Below are 17,733 nucleotides of genomic sequence, written 5' to 3'. Positions count from 1 at the left end.
CGTGGTGGAGACTGCGTCGTAACGTCGGCCTTCAATCCGTGACTAGCGCTGCTAGTTTTGAGCTGCCGGAGGGTCTCCCATGCCGTTGCCCCCGTTCGATCCCGCCGATCCGCTCGGGATCGACGACCTCCTGGAGCCCGAGGACCTGGCCGTCCGCGACACCGTCCGCCGGTGGGCCGCCGACCGCGTCCTGCCGTACGTCGCCGAGTGGTACGAGACCGGTGAGCTGCCGGGCATCCGCGAACTGGCCCGTGAACTCGGCGGGATCGGTGCGCTCGGCATGTCCCTGAAGGGATACGGCTGCGCGGGCGCCAGCGCCGTCCAGTACGGACTCGCCTGTCTGGAGCTGGAGGCCGCGGACTCCGGGATCCGCTCGCTGGTCTCGGTGCAGGGCTCTCTCGCCATGTACGCGATCCACCACTTCGGCAGCGAGGAGCAGAAGCAGCAGTGGCTGCCCCGGATGGCCTCCGGCGAGGTCATCGGCTGCTTCGGACTCACCGAGCCCGATCACGGCTCCGACCCCGCCTCGATGCGGACGTACGCCAAGCGCGACGGCTCCGACTGGGTGCTGACCGGCCGCAAGATGTGGATCACCAACGGCTCGGTCGCCGGGGTCGCGGTGGTCTGGGCGCAGACCGAGGACGGCATCCGCGGCTTCGTCGTGCCGACCGACAGCCCCGGCTTCTCCGCCCCCGAGATCAAGCACAAGCTGTCGCTGCGCGCCTCGGTCACCAGCGAGCTGGTCATGGACGAGGTACGGCTGCCCGCCGACGCGGTGCTTCCCGAGGTCACCGGGCTGCGCGGACCGCTCAGCTGTCTCACCCACGCCCGCTACGGCATCGTCTGGGGTTCGATGGGCGCGGCCCGCTCCTGCTTCGAGGCGGCGGTCGAGTACGCGCGGACGCGGGAGCAGTTCGGGCGGCCCATCGGCGGCTTCCAGCTCACCCAGGCCAAGCTCGCCGACATGGCGGTCGAACTGCACAAGGGAATCCTGCTCGCCCACCATCTGGGGCGGCGGATGGACGCCGGGCGCCTGCGTCCCGAGCAGGTCAGCTTCGGCAAGCTCAACAACGTCCGCGAGGCCATCGACATCTGCCGTACGGCGCGGACGATCCTCGGCGCCAACGGGATCTCGCTGGAGTACCCGATCATGCGGCACGCGACGAACCTCGAATCGGTGCTGACGTACGAGGGCACCGTCGAGATGCACCAGCTGGTGCTGGGCAAGGCGCTCACCGGGCTCGACGCGTTCCGGTGAGCCCGAGGGGTTCCGGTGAACCCCGAGGGGGCAGGGCCGGTGAAACGGCCCTGCCTCAGCTCTGGTTGAAGAATCCGTCCGTCCGGTGTGCGGCCGGCTCGCCGTTGATGATCTCGGTGTCGGCCGGGGTCAGCAGGAACACCCGGGTGGACACGCGCTCGATCGAACCGCGCAGACCGAAGATCAGGCCGGCCGCGAAGTCGACGACGCGCTTGGCGTCGGCGGCCTCCATGGCCGTGAGGTTCATGATGACCGGGACGCCGTCACGGAACAGCTCACCGATGGCGCGGGCGTCCCGGAAGCTGTCCGGGGTGACCGTGCCGATCCGGCGGCCCTTCTCCTCGGCGACGTCCGCCGCCACCTTGACCCGCGGGTCCGTGACCCAGGCATCCCCGGACTCGGTCCCTTCGGAGTAGTCGTCGTCGTAGTAACGCTCGTCATCGTTGTCGTCAACGAGGCCCAGCCAGGCACTCGCCTTGCGCACCGATCCCATGGACGCCTCCTCTCACAGCGGTCTTTCTTGCTTTCCGCATCCCTATGGTCATCCATGATGCGGACGGCGCGCCAAGTGGATAGACGCCGCGCGGGGGGTTTGTGACGGTACTGGTGCACAGCGCATACGTCGAGAGCCCAGGTGTGCCAAGGGCCTTGCCACGCATGGCTGCTGACTGTGAGTGAAATATGATTCTTCGCGGCGTATGGGTGATCTGCGGTGCGTACGGGTGAAGCGGGAGGGCGCTCAAGGGGCCGCGGAGACGGTCGGTACGATGCGCCGGACTCAATGTCGTACTTGATGCTGTGCGTACCGCGGGGGAGCGTCGTGTTCGGAATAGTCAGGCCTTGCCGGCATCGGCTCGGGGAGCGGCTGGCCGGTCAGTGGATGGCCCATCTGTGCGGTCTGTGCCTGGCGTTGCGCGGGGACCACGGTCAGTTCGCCCGGGTGGTGACGAACTACGACGGGCTGCTGATCTCGGTTCTGACGGAGGCTCAGGCGGTCGCGGACGAGGGGCTTCGGCGGACGGCGGGGCCGTGCCCGCTGCGCGGGATGCGCACGGCGTCCGTCGCGCGAGGGGAAGGGGCACGCCTGGCGGCGGCGGTGTCGCTGGTGCTGGCCTCGGCGAAGGTCCGGGACCATCTGGCCGACGGGGACGGGCTGCTGGCGCGGCGCCCGGTGGCGGTGGCCGCGCGCCGGGTCGCGTCGAGCTGGGGGGTCGCGGGGGCGCGGAGCGGTTCCGCGGTGGGGTTCGACACCGGGTTGCTGGTCGACGCGGTGGAGCGGCAGGTGGGGATCGAGAAGCTGGCGGGTCCCGGGACCTCGGTGCTGGTGGTGACCGAGCCGACGGAGACCGCCACCGCGGCGGCCTTCGCGCATACGGCGGTGCTCGCGGGGCGTCCGCGCAACGCCGAGCCGCTCGCCGAGGCGGGGCGGCTGTTCGGGCGGCTGGCGCATCTGCTGGACGCCGTGGAGGACAGGGAAGCCGACGCGGCGTCGGGTGCCTGGAACCCGCTGACGGCGACCGGGACATCGCTCACCGAGGCGCGGCGGCTGGCCGACGACGCGCTGCACGGCATCCGGCTGGCGCTGCGGGAGGTCGAGTTCACGGATCCGAAGCTGGCCCATCTGCTGCTGGTGCACGAGCTGCGGCGGTCGGTGGACCGGGCGTTCGGATCGGCGTCGTGCTCCCACATGGCGGGGCCGTACGCGCCGCCCGGGCCCGGGGGGCCGGGGGGACCGCCGCTGCCTCCGGAGCCGCCTCGGCGGGATCGGCGGGGACTGCTCGCGGGGTGCGCGGTATGGCTGGGGCTGGCCTGCACCTGCCAGATGTGCTGCGGGGAGTTCGAGGATCCCTGGTCCCGGCAGCGGCGGGAGGGGCTGTGCGCGAACTGCGACTGCAGCGGGTGCGGGGACTGCTGCAGCTGCTGTGACTGCTGCAGCAACTGCTGCGGCGACGACGGCTGTGGCTGCGACGGCTGCGACTGCGGGTGCAGCTGCTGAGACCGTCCGGGGCGCGCGGGAGTTTCCTGTGCGCCCCTTGTGCACGGGACCGGGCGGAGTCATCCTCACTGCGGTGCATGTCAGGAACACGCCATCTCGGCAGCGTCTCACGGGCCCCCACCCCGTAGGGCCTTCCGCTTCCCAAGAGGAGGACCAGTGAGAACCAAGCGCACCAGACTGCTCGCCGTCGCCGCAGGGCTCGTCGCCGCCACCCTGGCCGGCGCGCCGGGCGCGGCCGCCGGTGACACCGCTCCCCGCAGTAGCGCGCAACTCGCCCAGGTCGAGGAGGCCGTGGCGGCCGCCGCGGTCGACGGGACCGCCTGGTACGTCGACGAGGCGAGCGGCCGAGTCGTCGTGACCGCGGACAGCACGGTCTCCGCGGCCGAGACCGCCCGCATCAAGAAGGCGGCCGGCGCCGACGCGGGCGCCGTACGGATCGACCGCGCCCAGGGCGTCTTCCGGCCACTGCTGTCCGCCGGGGACGCCATCTACGGTGGCGGGTACCGCTGTTCGCTCGGGTTCAACGTGGTCAGCGGCGGCACGTACTACTTCCTCACCGCCGGCCACTGCGGCAAGTCCGTGAGCACCTGGTACACCGACCAGGCCCAGAACACCCTGATCGGCCCGACGCTCGGCGCCAGCTTCCCCGGCAACGACTACGCCCTCGTCCGCTACGACAACACCGGTCTCAGCCACCCCGGCGGGTACACCGCCGCCAACGCCTTCGTGGGCGAGTCCGTCAAGCGCACCGGCTCCACGACGGGCACCCACAGCGGGACCGTCACCGCGCTCGACGTCACCGTTCGCTACCAGGGCGGCGGCACGGTACGGGGCATGATCCAGACCACTGTCTGCGCCGAGCCCGGCGACTCGGGCGGTCCGCTGTACGACGGAACCAAGGCGCTCGGCATCACCTCGGGCGGCAGCGGCAACTGCCGGACCGGCGGCACGACGTTCTACCAGCCCGTTCCGGAAGCGCTCGGCGCGTACCGGGTCAGCATCTACTAGTTCCGCCGGATCTGCTGTCTCCTCCACCGGATCCACTGGTTCCGTCAACGGGTCCCGGAGTCGGTTGAAGGCTGCACGGCCGAAAGGCGCCCTTGCGCCCACCGGCCGTGCGGCCGAATACTCCCCCTCAGCGCTTGTCAGGGGCACGGCATGTTCGGAATCCGGACGGTTCCGGCTCCCTGGCTGCGCCTCACGGGCCCGAAACCCCACGAGGGCCCCCGACTTCCCATGTGGAGGAACGAAAAGTGAGGATCAAGCGCACCACCCCCCGCGGCGGCATTGCGAGACGGACCCGGCTGATCGCCGTATCGACCGGCCTCGTGGCTGCCGCAGCCATCGCGATCCCCAGCGCGAACGCGGCCGACACCCCCACCACCTTCAGCTCCGCCGAGCTGAAGAGCGCGAGCGCCTCCGTGCTCAAGGCCGACGTGCCGGGTACCGCCTGGGCCGTCGACAGCAGGACCAACCGGGTCGTCGTCACCGTCGACAGCACGGTCTCCAAGGCCGAGATCGCCAAGATCCGGCAGCAGGCCGGCGGCAACGCCGACGCCCTGACCATCAAGCACACCCCGGGCAAGTTCCAGAAGTACATCGCGGGCGGCGACGCCATCTACGCGAGTAGCTGGCGCTGCTCCCTCGGCTTCAACGTCCGCAACAGCGCGGGCGCGTACTACTTCCTGACCGCCGGTCACTGCACCGACGGCGCGGGCACGTGGTACTCCAACTCCGGGCGTACGACGGTCCTCGGCCCGACCTCCGGCTCCAGCTTCCCGACGAACGACTACGGTCTCGTCCGGTACACCAACACCACGATCGCCAAGTCGGGCACCGCCGGGAACACGGACATCGTCCGCGCGGCCAACCCGACCGTGGGCACCAGCGTCATCCGTGACGGCTCCACCACCGGCATCCGCACCGGCACCGTCACCGGTCTGAACGCGACCGTCAACTACGGCGGCGGCGACATCGTCTACGGCATGATCCAGACCAACGTCTGTGCCGAGCCCGGTGACTCCGGCGGCCCGCTCTACGGCAGCAACGGCACCGCGTACGGTCTGACCTCCGGCGGCAGTGGCAACTGCTCCTCCGGCGGTACGACCTTCTTCCAGCCGGTCGTGGAGGCCCTGAACGCCTATGGCATGAGCGTCTTCTAGGACGCCCGTCGGCAGACAGCCAGCAGCGAGCGAGCCCCCGTACGCAACTGTCGTGCGGGGGCTCGCCCTCGTCCGGACCGCGGAGTTACCGTCGAAGCAGACACCGGGTGGGCACCTGACAACCTGATGCCTCCACGTCGGACCCCGGGGGGCCGTGATGGTCGAGGAACTGGTGGCGGCGGGCGCGGCGCTCGCCTCGGTCGGAGCGGTGTACGTGATGGCCGCGGCGCGGGTCGTCAAACAGTACGAGCGCGGGGTCGTCTTCCGGCTCGGCAGGCTGCGGCCCCAGGTGCGGGGGCCCGGCTTCACCCTGGTCGTGCCGTTCGTGGACCGGCTGCACAAGGTGAACATGCAGATCGTGACGATGCCGGTGCCGGCCCAGGAGGGCATCACCCGGGACAACGTGACGGTGCGCGTCGACGCGGTCGTCTACTTCAAGGTCGTGGACGCCTCCGACGCCCTGGTGCAGGTCGAGGACTACCGGTTCGCCGTCTCGCAGATGGCGCAGACCTCGCTGCGGTCCATCATCGGCAAGAGCGATCTGGACGATCTGCTGTCCGACCGGGAGAAGCTCAACCAGGGGCTGGAGCTGATGATCGACAGCCCGGCCATCGGGTGGGGCGTGCAGATCGACCGGGTCGAGATCAAGGACGTCTCCCTGCCCGAGACGATGAAGCGGTCCATGGCCCGGCAGGCCGAGGCCGCGCGGGATCGGCGGGCGCGGGTCATCAACGCAGACGCCGAGCTGCAGGCGTCGAAGAAGCTCGCCGAGGCGGCGCAGCAGATGGAGGACACGCCCGCCGCGCTCCAACTGCGGCTGCTGCAGACCGTGGTGGCGGTCGCGGCCGAGAAGAACTCGACGCTCGTGCTGCCGTTCCCGGTGGAACTGCTCAGGTTCCTGGAGCGGGCCGCGCAGCCGACTGCTCCTCCTGCCCCTGCTCCTGCCCCTGCTCCTGTCCCTGCTCCTTCGTCGCCGCCCGCCGTCGAGCGGCAAGCGCCTTCTGTCTCTCCTGGGCAACTGCCGCTCGCCGCGCCCCTCTTGGATCCGGACCCCGATGGGTCGAATTCAAGACAGGAGTAGACCTTACGCGCCGCATACGAGTTACTCGCTCGTAGTGTTTGCAGTGCGAAGCCGCCTGGGGTGACCGTGCACGGTCAAGGGTGCGGGGATGCGGTGTGACGGCCGTGTGTACGTCCTGAAGTCGACCTTGTGTGCCCCCTGTGAGGATCGGAATAGTGGGCGGCGATCAACCGGCACGGACGCGGCTTTTTGCTGTGCGCCGCCTCTGTGTCCGTACGCCTTCCGGTTCCTGAGGCCCCCACAGCCTCCGGACCGACCCCCCACAGGAGGACGTGAGTTGAAGCACCGACGCATACCCAAGCGGCGGGCCGTCGCGGCAGGCGCGGGAATCACCGCGCTGGTGGCCGCCGGAGTCACCTTCCAGACTGCGAACGCCAGTGAGTCGACGACGACCGCCAAGCCCGAGACCCTGTCGGTCACGGCGGCCGGAAAGCTCGCCTCGACGCTGGTCAAGGATCTGGGCACCGACGCGGCCGGCGTGTACTACGACGCGCGCAGCAAGAACCTCGTCGTGAACGTGCTGGACCAGGGCGCGGCCGAGACGGTCGCGGAGGCCGGCGCCAAGGCGCGGGTCGTGGCGAACTCCCTTGCCGAGCTGAAGAGCGCGCGCGGCACCCTGAAGCAGGACGCGACGATCCCCGGGACTTCCTGGGCGACCGACCCGACGACCAACAGAATCGTGGTCACCGCCGACCGCACGGTCTCCGACGCCGAGTGGGCGAAGCTCACGAAGGTCGTCGACGGGCTCGGCGGGACGGCGGAACTCCAGCGCACCAAGGGGGAGTTCAAGCCCTTCATCGCGGGCGGTGACGCCATCACCGACGGCAGTGGCCGCTGCTCGCTCGGCTTCAACGTGGTCAAGGGCGGGGAGCCGTACTTCCTGACCGCGGGCCACTGCACCGAGGGCATCACCAACTGGCAGGACTCGAGCGGGAACGCGCTCGGCGCCAACGAGGTGTCCAGCTTCCCGGACAACGACTACGGCCTGGTGAAGTACACCGGCGAGGTCGAGCACCCGAGCGAGGTCAACCTCTACAACGGCTCCACGCAGGCGATCTCCGGCGCGGCCGACGCCACGGTCGGGATGGAGGTCACCCGCAGCGGTTCCACGACCCAGGTGCACAGCGGCAAGGTCACCGGCCTCGACGCCACCGTGAACTACGGCAACGGCGACATCGTCAACGGGCTGATCCAGACCGACGTCTGCGCCGAGCCCGGTGACAGCGGCGGCTCGCTCTTCTCCGGCGACAAGGCGATCGGCCTCACCTCCGGCGGCAGCGGCGACTGCGCCTCCGGTGGCGAGACCTTCTTCCAGCCGGTGACGGAGGCCCTGTCGGCGACGGGCACCCAGATCGGCTGACGGTTTCCGCTTGGTGAAGTCCCGCCCCGCGCGCGAGGGGCGGGACTTCGCGTCGTCCTACAGCACCTCCGTCGGCAGCCGTTCGCCCTTTCGCCTCTCGCGCAGGCCCGCCGCCACCAGCGTGATCACGATGCCCGCCGCGGCCCACGCCGACAGGACCAGCAGCGCGGACGTCGTGTCGTTGCCCTTGAAGTAGGCGATCGAGCGGGCCGCCCAGGTACCGGCGCCCGGGGGGAGGGCCGGGCCGATCGCCTGCCAGAAGGGCGGGAGCATCGGGAGGGGGAAGGCGCCGCCCGCGCTCGGGTTGCCCGCGATCACCACCAGGAGGATCGCCAGGCCGATGCCGATGATGCCGAAGATGCCCTGGAGGCCGAGGGTGGCCGCGCCCACCGCGAAGACGACCAGGGCGCCGAGCCCCCACAGGGCCATCACGCTGCCCGGCAGCGCGTCCAGGATCGGGCCGACGATCACCGCGCCGCCCAGGCCGCCGACGAGGGCCACCAGCGCCATCACGAGCAGCCGGATCATCGCGCGGCGCGTGGTCGCGGGCCGCGCGCCCGTGCTGATCGCCAGGACCGAGGCACACAGGTAGCCGCCCACGCACCAGCCGACGACGAGGTAGAAGGCGGACAGGCCGTCGAAGTCCTCCGGCGAGGCCGGGGCCACGTCGATCGTCCGGACCGTCCGCTGCTGGGAGGCCTCCAGGGCGGTCAGGTATCTGTCCAGGGTGGTCGCCAGGACCGTACCGCCGCCGCTCGCGACCAGGAGCGTGTCGGTCGACCGGGACGGATCGATGATCAGCGCCCCGTCGATGTCCCGGTTCAGGATCTGCTCCCGGGCCGTCTTCTCGTCGGCCACCGCACGCGGGTCCAGTGGCTCGTCGGGCAGCCGCTCCAGCCGGGTCACCGCCTGCTCGGCCACGGCCTGCGGCGCGACCACCCCGAACGGTACGTCCCTCGGTTCGGGGTCGTGCAGGGCCCCCACGTAGGACGTGATGAACAGCAGCTGGAGGGCGATCACACCGAGGACGAGCAGGGTGGCCCGCGGGGTCACCGCGTCCTTCACCTCACCGAGAAAGCTGTTCCGTGTCATGTCCCCACAGTCCGAGGCGGGGGACGTTTTCGCAGGTGGGAGAGGGCCGAACGGTTGTCGTACATGTGTTCGGGTTTTGGTCTATGGTGGGGGTGAGGCAGTCGGGAACAGATGTTCGATATCGGAGGTGTGGATGCCCGGGTTCACGCATCTGCACACCGTCTCCGGGTTCTCCCTGCGCTACGGCGCCTCCCACCCGGAGCGGCTGGCCGAGCGCGCTGCCGAACGGGGCATGGACGCCCTCGCCCTCACCGACCGCGACACCGTCGCCGGCACGGTCCGCTTCGCCAAGGCCTGCGCCAAGGCGGGGGTGCGCCCGCTGTTCGGCGCGGAACTGGCCGTGGACCGCTTCGAGCCCCTACGGCGGGACGAGTCCGTACGGCAGGACGATCCCGTACGACCCGAAAGGCGCCGCGCCCCCGTCCGCGGGGGTGCCTTCATCGACGAGTCGACACCCCGCGTCGCCTTCCTCGCCCGGGACGGCGCGCGCGGCTGGGCCGACCTCTGCAGAATCGTCACGGCGGCACACTCCGGTGACGGGCCGCCGCTCCTGACCTCGTCCGCCAACCACGGTGACGGCCTCACCGTCCTGCTCGGCCCCGACTCCGACGTCGGCCGCGCCCTCGCCGCGGGCCGCCCCGACCGCGCGGCCCGGCTGCTGGCCCCCTGGCGGGAGGTCTACGGCGACGCGCTGCGCCTGGAAGCCGTCTGGCACGGCCGCGAGGGCACCGGCGCGGGCTCCCTGCGGCTCGCCGCCCGTACCGTCGGCTTCGCCGCCGAGCAGCGGATCCGGCCGGTGCTCAGCAACGCCGTCCGCTACGCCGACCCCGGCCAGGGCCCGGTCGCCGACGTCCTGGACGCCGCCCGTCGGCTCGTCCCCATCGACCCCACCAAGGAACTGGACTCCGGCGCGGCCTGGCTCAAGGACCCCGGCGCCATGCTGCACGCCGCCGAGCGGATCGTGGAGGCCGCGGGCTTCCGGCGCGACACCGCCCACCGGCTGCTGGAGCAGACCCGGGCGACGGCCGCCGAGTGCCTGGTCGACCCCGAGGACGACCTCGGCATCGGCAGCGTGCACTTCCCCGAGCCGCGGCTCGTCGGCGCGGGCCGCCGCACCGCCCAGCGGGTGCTCGCCTCGCGGGCGGCGGCGGGGATGGTGCTGAAGGGGTACGCCGGGCGGCGCTCCTACTGGGAGCGGATGCACCGGGAGCTGGACATCATCGCCCACCACGGCTTCGCCACCTACTTCCTGACGGTCGCTCAAGTGGTGGACGACGTGCGGGACATGGGCATCCGGGTGGCCGCGCGCGGCTCCGGCGCCGGATCGCTGGTGAACCACCTCCTCGGCATCGCCCACGCCGACCCCGTCGAGCACGGGCTGCTGATGGAGCGCTTCCTGTCCAAGCGGCGCCTGGTCCTGCCCGACATCGACATCGACGTGGAGTCCGCGCGTCGGCTCGAGGTGTACCGCGCGATCATCGACCGGTTCGGCACCGAGCGGGTGGCGACGGTCGCGATGCCGGAGACCTACCGGGTGCGGCACGCGATCCGGGACGTGGGCGCGGCCCTGTCCATGGACCCCGCCGACATCGACCGCATCGCCAAGTCCTTCCCGCACATCCGGGCGCGGGACGCCCGTGCCGCGCTGGAGGAGCTGCCCGAACTCAAGGAACTCGCGGGGGAGAAGGAGAAGTACGGCCGCCTCTGGGAGCTGACCGAGGCCCTGGACGCCCTGCCGCGCGGAGTCGCCATGCACCCCTGCGGAGTGCTCCTGTCCGACGCCTCCCTGCTCGGCCGTACGCCGGTCATGCCGACCAGCGGTGAGGGCTTCCCCATGTCGCAGTTCGACAAGGACGACGTGGAGGATCTCGGGCTGCTCAAGCTGGACGTGCTCGGGGTGCGGATGCAGTCGGCGATGGCGCACGCGGTCGCGGAGGTGGCGCGGGCGACGGGGGAGAAGGTCGACCTGGACGCCGTACCGCCAGGTGATCCGGCGACGTACGAACTCATCCGCTCCACCGAGACGCTCGGCTGCTTCCAGATCGAGTCGCCGGGTCAGCGGGACCTGGTCGGGCGGCTGCAGCCGGCCACCTTCCACGACCTCGTCGTCGACATCTCGCTCTTCCGGCCGGGACCGGTCGCCGCCGACATGGTGCGGCCGTTCATCGAGGCACGGCACGGGCGGGCGCCGGTCCGCTTTCCGCACCCGGACCTGAAGGAGCCGCTGGAGGGGACGTACGGGGTCGTCGTCTTCCATGAGCAGATCATCGACATCGTCGACATCATGACCGGCTGCGGACGGGCCGAGGCCGACCGGGTGCGGCGGGGGCTCTCCGACCCGGAGTCGCAGGGGCGGATCAGGTTCTGGTTCGCGCAGCACGCGGCGGCCAAGGGGTACGACGCGGAGACGATCCAGCGGACCTGGGAGATCGTCGAGGCCTTCGGCTCGTACGGCTTCTGCAAGGCGCACGCGGTCGCCTTCGCCGTACCGACGTATCAGTCGGCCTGGCTGAAGGCGCACCACCCGGCCGCCTTCTACGCCGGGCTGCTCACGCACGATCCCGGGATGTACCCCAAGCGGCTGCTGCTGGCGGACGCGCGGCGGCGGGGGGTGCCGATCCTGCCGTTGGACGTGAACGCGTCGGGAGTCGCCCACACTATCGAACTGGTGTCCGGTATTTGGGGGCTGCGGCTGGCCCTCTCCGACGTGCACGGCATCAGCGAGGCCGAGGCGGCGCGGATCGCGGACGGGCAGCCGTACGCCTCGCTGCTGGACTTCTGGGAGCGGGCCCGGCCGAGCCGTCCGCTGGCCCAAAGGCTCGCGCAGGTGGGCGCGTTGGACGCGTTCGGCGCCAACCGTCGTGATCTGCAACTGCACTTGACCGAGCTGCACCGGGGCGCGCGGGGATCGGGCGGCGGCCAACTCCCGCTGGCCGGCGGGCGGAAGACGGCTTCGGCCGGTCTTCCCGACCTGTCCTCCGCCGAGCGGCTCAGCGCCGAGCTGGGGGTGCTGTCCATGGACGCCTCGCGCAATCTGATGGACGACCACCGGGAGTTCCTGGAGGAGCTGGGCGTGGTCAGCGCGCGCCGGCTGCGAGAGGCACGGCACGGTGAGACGGTGCTCGTGGCGGGCGCCAAGGCGGCCACCCAGACCCCGCCGATCCGGTCCGGCAAGCGGGTCATCTTCTCCACCCTCGACGACGGCACGGGCCTGGTCGACCTCGCCTTCTTCGACGACTCCCACGACGCCTGCGCGCACACCGTCTTCCACTCCTGGCTGCTGCTGGTGCGCGGGGTGGTGCAGCGGCGCGGGCCGCGCAGCCTCAGCGTGGTGGGCGCCGCCGCCTGGAACCTCGCCGAGCTGGCCGAACTGCGCGCGCGGGGCGGGCTCGACGTGGTGGCGGCGCGACTCGCGGAGCCGGTGCCGGAGGGAGGCGGCGACGCCACCGGGGGCCGCCGCATCCAGATGCCGACCGGTTACGAAATGCATCCGTGGGCCGATCTGCGTCCCGCGGGTCAGGAGCCCTCGCAGACACGGAAGTTGTGGCATCAGAGTCCGGGGAGTGCGGGATGACCATCCTCTGCGTACGTTTCCAGCTGCCGCCGATGTACGAGGCGGCCCTGCCGGGGCTGCTCGGCCTGCTGGAGGAGTTCACGCCCGTGGTGGAGGCCCTCCCGCCGGACGGGGCGCTGGTCGATCTGCGGGGCGCCGAGCGGTACTTCGGGCGGGACGCGGTGGAGCTGGCCTCCGTGATCCGGGTGCGGGCGCTCGCGCTGCACGGGGTGGACTGTGCGATCGGGGCCGGGCCGGGCACGATGCTGGCCCGGATGGCGCTGCGGGAGGCGCGGCCCGGGGTGACCCGGGTCGTGCCGTCGGAGCCGGACCGCATCGTGGAGTTCCTGGCGGAGAAGCCGGTGACGGCACTGCCGGGGGTGGGGGCCGCGACGGCACGGACCCTGAGCGAGTACGGTCTCGACACCCTCGGCCGGGTCGCCGCCGCGCCGCTGTCCACCCTGCAGCGGCTGATCGGCGCGAAGCCGGGCCGCGAGCTGCGGGAGAAGGCGAACGGGGTGGACCGCGGGCGGGTGGTGCCGAACGCGGTGGCGCGCTCGCTCATGACGGAACGGCCCTTCGACCGGGACGAGTTGGACCGGGACCGGCATCGGCGCGCCCTGCTCTCGGCGGCGGAGGAGCTGGGGGCGCGGTTGCGGGCGCTGGACCAGGTGTGCGGAGCGCTGACGCTCACGGTGCGCTACGCCGACCGCTCCGGGACCTCACGCAGCCGGACCCTGAAGGAACCGACCGCGCACTCGCCCGCGCTGACCCGGGTGGCCTACGGCATGTACGAGGCGCTGGGGTTGCAGCGGGCGCGGGTACGGGCGCTGGTCCTGCGGGCGGAGGGCCTGGACTCCGCCGAGCAGTCCTCCCACCAGCTCACCTTCGACCCGGTCGACGAGAAGGTGCGCAGGATCGAGGCGGTCGCGGACCGCCTCCGGGCCAAGTTCGGTCCCACGGCGGTGATGCCGGGGGCGCTGGCGGCCTGAGGCGGCCTTCGTCGCGCGGGATAGCGTGGCCCGTATGAGCTGGAGTGGGCCGACCCATCGGGTCGTTGACGGGGAGAGGATCGACGGGGCCTGGTGCCATGTGTGGCGGCAAGCTCCGTACGACGGGGAGTACGTGGTCGAGGACCTCGTCGTCTTCGCGGACGGTGTCGTTCGGGGGGCCGCGCGGACCGATCTGGAAGGGCTGGCGGAGCTGATCGGTTCCGGGGAGATCCTTGCGCGGGATCCCGGTGCTCCCGACCGGCCCGCCGATGCGCCCAAGTGGAAGTCCCGTAGCCCCGAAGTGTGTACGCCGGAGAGCTTCCTGCGCGAAGTCGCCGACAAGGTCGAGGAGTTGAGCGGACGACCTACCGCCTGGGACCGGTTGCAGGAGGCGATCGGGCGGTTTCGGGCGGAGCCGTCCGAGCCGAACCGCGCTCTGCTCAGGGAGGCGTACCTGGCGGTGCCGGCGCACCTGCGCATCTACGTCCTGGGGGACATGGATCTGCAGGACCGCCCGCTGCGGATCCTGGTCACGGACATCGGTGCACCCGTCGACGGGGACGGTCCGACCGCGACCCCCGAGTTGCACCGGGAGGCGCTGGAGTACTTCCGGCGCGGCGACGAGGCCGTACGGGAGTCCCAGGAGCGGGAGGCCGTGCTGCACGCCGACGACCCCGCCGGACCCGGGCGGCCCGCGCTCGTCTCCCACCAGGTCGTGTACCCGCGCGGCTGGCCCGCGGAGCCGGGGCTGTTCGTCCTGCGCAACGACTACCCCGTGGCCATCGACTTCGACGGCCGGACCTACGCCTCCGTCCTGCACGGCTACTGGGCCCTCTCCACGGCCGACCCGGCCGACCACGACCGCGTTCGCGCCGCCGCCACCCCGGACGAGGCGCAGGAGCTGGGCGGCCGGGCGACGCGCCGGGACGACTGGCCCGAGCTGCGTCCGGCGGTCATGGCCGGGCTGTTGCGCGCCAAGTTCACCCAGCACCCCGAACTGGCCGAGGTACTGCTCGGCACGGGCGACGCGCGGATCAGCTACACCGGGTTCTCGGAGGCGCCGTACTGGACGGACGCCCGCGACGACCGGGGCCGCAACTGGGTCGGCCGGCTGCTGGAGCTGATCCGCGCCGAACTGCTGCTGGCGTCGGTCAGTTGGCCCACGGCGGAGTGACCCGGGTGCCGTCGGCGAGTTCCGCCTCCAGGCCGATGGACGTGGTGACCCAGGTCAGCGCGGTCTGATCGGTCGGGTTCTCGACGGCCAGGGTCGAACCGGGGTTGATGATCAGTGTGTCGCCCGCCGCCATGTCGTCCGTGCGGCCGTCCAGGGTGACGCGCAGCGTGCCGATCAGGACGTGCAGGATCTCCTCCTTGTTCACGGTGTGCGCCGGCGCCTTGGTCCCCGGCGGGACCTCGCCGCGCCAGGCGCACAGCTCCTTGCTGCCGGTGAGCGGGGTGGCGTACGAGACGAAACGGGCGCCGTGGATCTCGTGGACCACGGCCTCGGAGGAGCGGATCACGGGCATGAGCAGGTCGTCTCCCTCGACTGGTCAAGTAGCTTGACTATATGGTCAAGCTTCTTGACTTGTTCGTCAAGGTGTTTCAATGCGCACGTGCAGAACTCCGAAGCCCTGGCCCTGACCTACGCCCTGCTCGCCACCGCCGGTGACCTCACCCGGCGGATCAACGACAGCGTCGTCGCGCGCGGGTTCGAGGAGGTGCGGCCGGCTCACGGGTTCGCCTTCGCGCGGCTCGCCCAGGGCGACGCCACGGTCACCGATCTCGCGGCGCACCTCGGGGTCACCAAGCAGGCCGCCAGTCAGCTCGTCGACGAGCTGGTGCGCAGGGGGTATGTCGAGCGACGGCCCCATCCGCGGGACGCGCGCGCCCGGCTGATCGTCCTGACCGAGCGCGGGTGGGCCTGCACTCGGGCCGCGGAGGAGGCGGCCGCGGAGGTCGTCGAGGAGTGGAGCGCGCTGGTGGGGGACGGGGAAATGCGCGCGGTGGCACATCAGTTGCTGCGCATCGCGCCCAGCGGGCCCATCCGCCCCGTCTGGTGACTGGTTATCACTGGAAGTTTTTACTGACGCGTAACTTCCCCCTTGAACTACTCGTCCGTAACTTGACAAGTGAACAGCATCCCGTGATCCGGATCACAGGGCGTAAAGCCATCGCAACTCCCTTGAGCCGCAAGGAGATCACCCGATGCTGCCCTGGAAGAGACTGCTCAGACCCGCCGTAGGCCTGCTGCTGGCCGCCGCGGTCGCCCTCGTCCCCGCCTCCGCCACCCAGGCCGCCGACGCGCCGAGCTCAGGCTGGAACAACTACTCCTGCAAGCCCTCCACGGCCCACCCCCGCCCCGTCGTCCTGGTGCACGGCACCTTCGGCAACTCCGTCGACAACTGGCTGGGCCTCGCGCCCTATCTGACCAAGCGCGGCTACTGCGTCTTCTCACTCGACTACGGCCAGCTGTCCGGCGTGCCGTTCTTCCACGGCCTCGGCCCGATCGACAGGTCGGCGGAGCAACTGGACGCCTTCGTCGACAAGGTGCTCGCCGCGACCGGCGCGGCCGAGGCCGACCTCGTCGGCCACTCCCAGGGCGGCATGATGCCCCGCTACTACCTGAAGTTCCTCGGCGGTGCGGCCGAGGTGAACGCCCTCGTCGGCATCGCACCCGACAACCACGGCACGAACCTGTCCGGCCTCACCAACCTGCTGCCCTACTTCCCGGGCGCCGAGGACCTGCTCTCCACCGCCACGCCCGGCCTCGCCGACCAGATCGTCGGCTCCGCCTTCCTCACCAAACTGAACGCGGGCGGCGACACCGTGCCCGGCGTCAAGTACACCGTCCTCGCCACCAAGTACGACCAGGTCGTCACGCCGTACCGGAGCCAGTTCCTGGACGGCGCGAACGTACGCAACGTGCTGCTCCAGGACCTGTGCCCGGTGGACCTCTCCGAGCATGTGGCGATCGGTCTGATCGACCGGATCGCCTTCCACGAGGTGGCCAACGCCCTCGATCCGGCACGGGCCACCCCCACCACCTGCGCGTCGGTGTTCAGCTGACACACCGCCGGGGCCTGACCGGCCTGAGCCGCCGGTCAGGCCCCGGAGCCTTTGAGGTCAGCGACCGTGCCGGGCACCGCCGGCGGCACGCCGCCGGACCGACATGAACAGGGCCGCCGCGCCGAGCGCCAGCGCCGCGGCGCCGCCCATCGCGATGTACGAGGTGCTGCTGTCGCCGCCGGTCTCGGCGAGGTTCTCCGTGGCACCGGCCGCCTTGGGCTGGTTGGCGGCGGCCGAAGACTTCTCCCCTCCACCGTTCTCCGCGACCGGCTCGGCCGAGGTGCTCGCGTCCTGGTCGCCGTGGCCGCCGTGCTCGACCGTCGACTCCTCGGCGCCGTCCTCGATCTGCTCCTCGGAAGGCGCGGAGGCGGTGGGCGCGGGGGAGGACTCCCCGGTCGTGGAGCCGCTGCCGCTGCCGCCGCCGCTTCCGCCGAAGGTGACGTCCGAGCAGGAGTAGAACGCCTCCGGGCTGTCGGAGCGCTGCCAGACCGCGTAGAGGACCTGCTTGCCGGAACGGTTCGGCAGAGTGCCGGAGAACGTGTAGAAGCCGCCGGACGCCGCCGGGTCGGTCACCGTCGCCACCGGGTTCGCCAGGTCCAGGTCGCCCCAGCCGAGCGGCTGGGCGGGGTCATAGCCCTCCTTGGTGATGTACACCTTGAAGGTCCCCTTGTGCGGGGCGGTCACGCGGTACTTGAAGGTGTACGAGCCGCTGCTCACGCTCGTGGCCGGCCAGTCGGCTCGGGCCAGGTCCAGGCCCTTGAACTCGTCGGCGCCCGCGCTGCACAGCTTGCCGTCCGGGATCAGCTCCTGGTGCCGGCCGGCGGCGTCGCCGATGCGGATGCCGTTCCAGTCGTAGAGCGCCTGGGTGCCGCCGGCCGCGACGGCCGCCTTGCAGGCGTCGGACTTCGGGCTCTCGGGGCCCTCCGCGTAACACTGCGACACCCGGCTGACCGGGTCGCCCATCGACCCGTGCGCGGCCGCGGGCGCGGCGGCGAGGGCGGTCAGTGCGAGCGGCGCGACACCGACCGCGGCGACGGTGGCGGCGGTGGCGACCCTACGGCGTGCGGGCATGCGGAACTCCTGGGAAACGGTCGTCGGTTGCTGGTCGGGAACCCGTGGGGGCGATCAGCAAGCTAGCCCGAGAGAACCGCGAAATCGCCTGCTGGAGGCGGG

General features: G+C 71.3%; 15 protein-coding genes. 11 read left to right on the top strand and 4 right to left on the bottom strand.

Annotation, left to right across the window (positions count from 1 at the left end; translation table 11 throughout):
* The first annotated feature begins 79 nt into the window (after window positions 1-79).
* Entirely contained in the window at window positions 80-1,258 is a 1,179-nt protein-coding gene (locus ACWDRW_RS24215) for an acyl-CoA dehydrogenase family protein (protein ID WP_451726116.1), read from the top strand.
* 55 nt (window positions 1,259-1,313) lie between these two features.
* Here the strand turns inward: ACWDRW_RS24215 and ACWDRW_RS24210 are convergent, their stop codons facing one another.
* The gene (locus tag ACWDRW_RS24210) at window positions 1,314-1,751 is read right to left on the bottom strand and encodes a cell division protein SepF (RefSeq protein ID WP_451726115.1); all 438 of its coding nucleotides are present in this window, start codon (window positions 1,749-1,751) and stop codon (window positions 1,314-1,316) included.
* 327 nt (window positions 1,752-2,078) lie between these two features.
* On the opposite strand from ACWDRW_RS24210, the gene ACWDRW_RS24205 reads away from it, so the two are divergent.
* From ACWDRW_RS24205 to ACWDRW_RS24185, 5 genes are all read left to right on the top strand, one after another.
* Entirely contained in the window at window positions 2,079-3,254 is a 1,176-nt protein-coding gene (locus ACWDRW_RS24205; protein WP_451726114.1) for a DUF5685 family protein, read from the top strand.
* Window positions 3,255-3,410: 156 nt separating this feature from the next.
* Window positions 3,411-4,262, top strand: coding sequence for a S1 family peptidase (locus ACWDRW_RS24200; protein ID WP_451726113.1), 852 nt, complete (start codon window positions 3,411-3,413; stop codon window positions 4,260-4,262).
* A 245-nt stretch (window positions 4,263-4,507) separates the two neighbouring features.
* Window positions 4,508-5,416, top strand: coding sequence for a S1 family peptidase (locus ACWDRW_RS24195; RefSeq protein ID WP_451726112.1), 909 nt, complete (start codon window positions 4,508-4,510; stop codon window positions 5,414-5,416).
* Window positions 5,417-5,573: 157 nt separating this feature from the next.
* Complete coding sequence (locus ACWDRW_RS24190) at window positions 5,574-6,497, top strand: slipin family protein (RefSeq protein ID WP_451726111.1); 924 nt, start codon at window positions 5,574-5,576, stop codon at window positions 6,495-6,497.
* Window positions 6,498-6,774: 277 nt separating this feature from the next.
* Window positions 6,775-7,857, top strand: coding sequence for a S1 family peptidase (locus ACWDRW_RS24185; protein WP_451726110.1), 1,083 nt, complete (start codon window positions 6,775-6,777; stop codon window positions 7,855-7,857).
* 57 nt (window positions 7,858-7,914) lie between these two features.
* Here ACWDRW_RS24185 and ACWDRW_RS24180 read toward each other — a convergent pair whose 3' ends face one another.
* On the bottom strand, window positions 7,915-8,949 hold the full coding sequence (locus tag ACWDRW_RS24180; RefSeq protein ID WP_451726109.1) for a DUF3533 domain-containing protein: 1,035 nt from the start codon (window positions 8,947-8,949) through the stop codon (window positions 7,915-7,917).
* A gap of 133 nt (window positions 8,950-9,082) precedes the next feature.
* Between ACWDRW_RS24180 and ACWDRW_RS24175 the strand changes: the two genes are divergently transcribed.
* Genes ACWDRW_RS24175 through ACWDRW_RS24165 form a run of 3 tightly spaced genes read left to right on the top strand, consistent with a single transcriptional unit; the run spans window position 9,083 to window position 14,668 of the window.
* The gene (locus ACWDRW_RS24175; protein WP_451726108.1) at window positions 9,083-12,523 is read left to right on the top strand and encodes a DNA polymerase III subunit alpha; all 3,441 of its coding nucleotides are present in this window, start codon (window positions 9,083-9,085) and stop codon (window positions 12,521-12,523) included.
* Window positions 12,520-13,494 (top strand): DNA polymerase Y family protein, encoded by a 975-nt coding sequence (locus tag ACWDRW_RS24170; RefSeq protein ID WP_451726107.1) that lies wholly within the window; start codon window positions 12,520-12,522, stop codon window positions 13,492-13,494. Before ACWDRW_RS24175 ends, ACWDRW_RS24170 begins: the two co-directional genes overlap by 4 nt.
* 34 nt (window positions 13,495-13,528) lie before the next feature.
* Entirely contained in the window at window positions 13,529-14,668 is a 1,140-nt protein-coding gene (locus ACWDRW_RS24165) for a DUF7639 domain-containing protein (protein ID WP_451726106.1), read from the top strand.
* Here the strand turns inward: ACWDRW_RS24165 and ACWDRW_RS24160 are convergent.
* Window positions 14,646-15,020, bottom strand: a complete 375-nt coding sequence (locus ACWDRW_RS24160; protein ID WP_451726105.1) for a cupin domain-containing protein — start codon at window positions 15,018-15,020, stop codon at window positions 14,646-14,648. The genes ACWDRW_RS24165 and ACWDRW_RS24160 overlap by 23 nt on opposite strands.
* Before the next feature lie 87 nt (window positions 15,021-15,107).
* Here ACWDRW_RS24160 and ACWDRW_RS24155 point away from each other — a divergent pair, with 87 nt between their 5' ends.
* Both ACWDRW_RS24155 and ACWDRW_RS24150 read left to right on the top strand, forming a co-directional pair.
* Window positions 15,108-15,554, top strand: coding sequence for a MarR family winged helix-turn-helix transcriptional regulator (locus ACWDRW_RS24155; RefSeq protein ID WP_451726104.1), 447 nt, complete (start codon window positions 15,108-15,110; stop codon window positions 15,552-15,554).
* A 145-nt stretch (window positions 15,555-15,699) separates the two neighbouring features.
* Complete coding sequence (locus ACWDRW_RS24150) at window positions 15,700-16,560, top strand: esterase/lipase family protein (RefSeq protein ID WP_451726103.1); 861 nt, start codon at window positions 15,700-15,702, stop codon at window positions 16,558-16,560.
* Window positions 16,561-16,617: 57 nt separating this feature from the next.
* Here ACWDRW_RS24150 and ACWDRW_RS24145 read toward each other — a convergent pair whose 3' ends face one another.
* The gene (locus ACWDRW_RS24145) at window positions 16,618-17,631 is read right to left on the bottom strand and encodes a lytic polysaccharide monooxygenase auxiliary activity family 9 protein (RefSeq protein ID WP_451726102.1); all 1,014 of its coding nucleotides are present in this window, start codon (window positions 17,629-17,631) and stop codon (window positions 16,618-16,620) included.
* Between the last annotated feature and the right edge of the window lie 102 nt (window positions 17,632-17,733).

The sequence above is a fragment of the Streptomyces sp. NPDC003635 genome (genome assembly GCF_053587635.1).
Note: the sequence above shows the minus strand (reverse complement) of the source record. Positions and strands in the feature narration are given on the sequence as shown.

Excerpts from the sequence above, each read along its gene's own strand:
- ACWDRW_RS24215 (WP_451726116.1), top strand. The coding sequence starts at position 80 with ATGCCGTTGCCCCCGTTCGATCCCGCCGATCCGCTCGGGATCGACGAC.
- ACWDRW_RS24210 (WP_451726115.1), bottom strand. The coding sequence starts at position 1,751 with ATGGGATCGGTGCGCAAGGCGAGTGCCTGGCTGGGCCTCGTTGACGAC.
- ACWDRW_RS24190 (WP_451726111.1), top strand. The coding sequence starts at position 5,574 with ATGGTCGAGGAACTGGTGGCGGCGGGCGCGGCGCTCGCCTCGGTCGGA.
- ACWDRW_RS24180 (WP_451726109.1), bottom strand. The coding sequence starts at position 8,949 with ATGACACGGAACAGCTTTCTCGGTGAGGTGAAGGACGCGGTGACCCCG.
- ACWDRW_RS24175 (WP_451726108.1), top strand. The coding sequence starts at position 9,083 with ATGCCCGGGTTCACGCATCTGCACACCGTCTCCGGGTTCTCCCTGCGC.
- ACWDRW_RS24170 (WP_451726107.1), top strand. The coding sequence starts at position 12,520 with ATGACCATCCTCTGCGTACGTTTCCAGCTGCCGCCGATGTACGAGGCG.
- ACWDRW_RS24165 (WP_451726106.1), top strand. The coding sequence starts at position 13,529 with ATGAGCTGGAGTGGGCCGACCCATCGGGTCGTTGACGGGGAGAGGATC.
- ACWDRW_RS24160 (WP_451726105.1), bottom strand. The coding sequence starts at position 15,020 with ATGCCCGTGATCCGCTCCTCCGAGGCCGTGGTCCACGAGATCCACGGC.
- ACWDRW_RS24150 (WP_451726103.1), top strand. The coding sequence starts at position 15,700 with ATGCTGCCCTGGAAGAGACTGCTCAGACCCGCCGTAGGCCTGCTGCTG.
- ACWDRW_RS24145 (WP_451726102.1), bottom strand. The coding sequence starts at position 17,631 with ATGCCCGCACGCCGTAGGGTCGCCACCGCCGCCACCGTCGCCGCGGTC.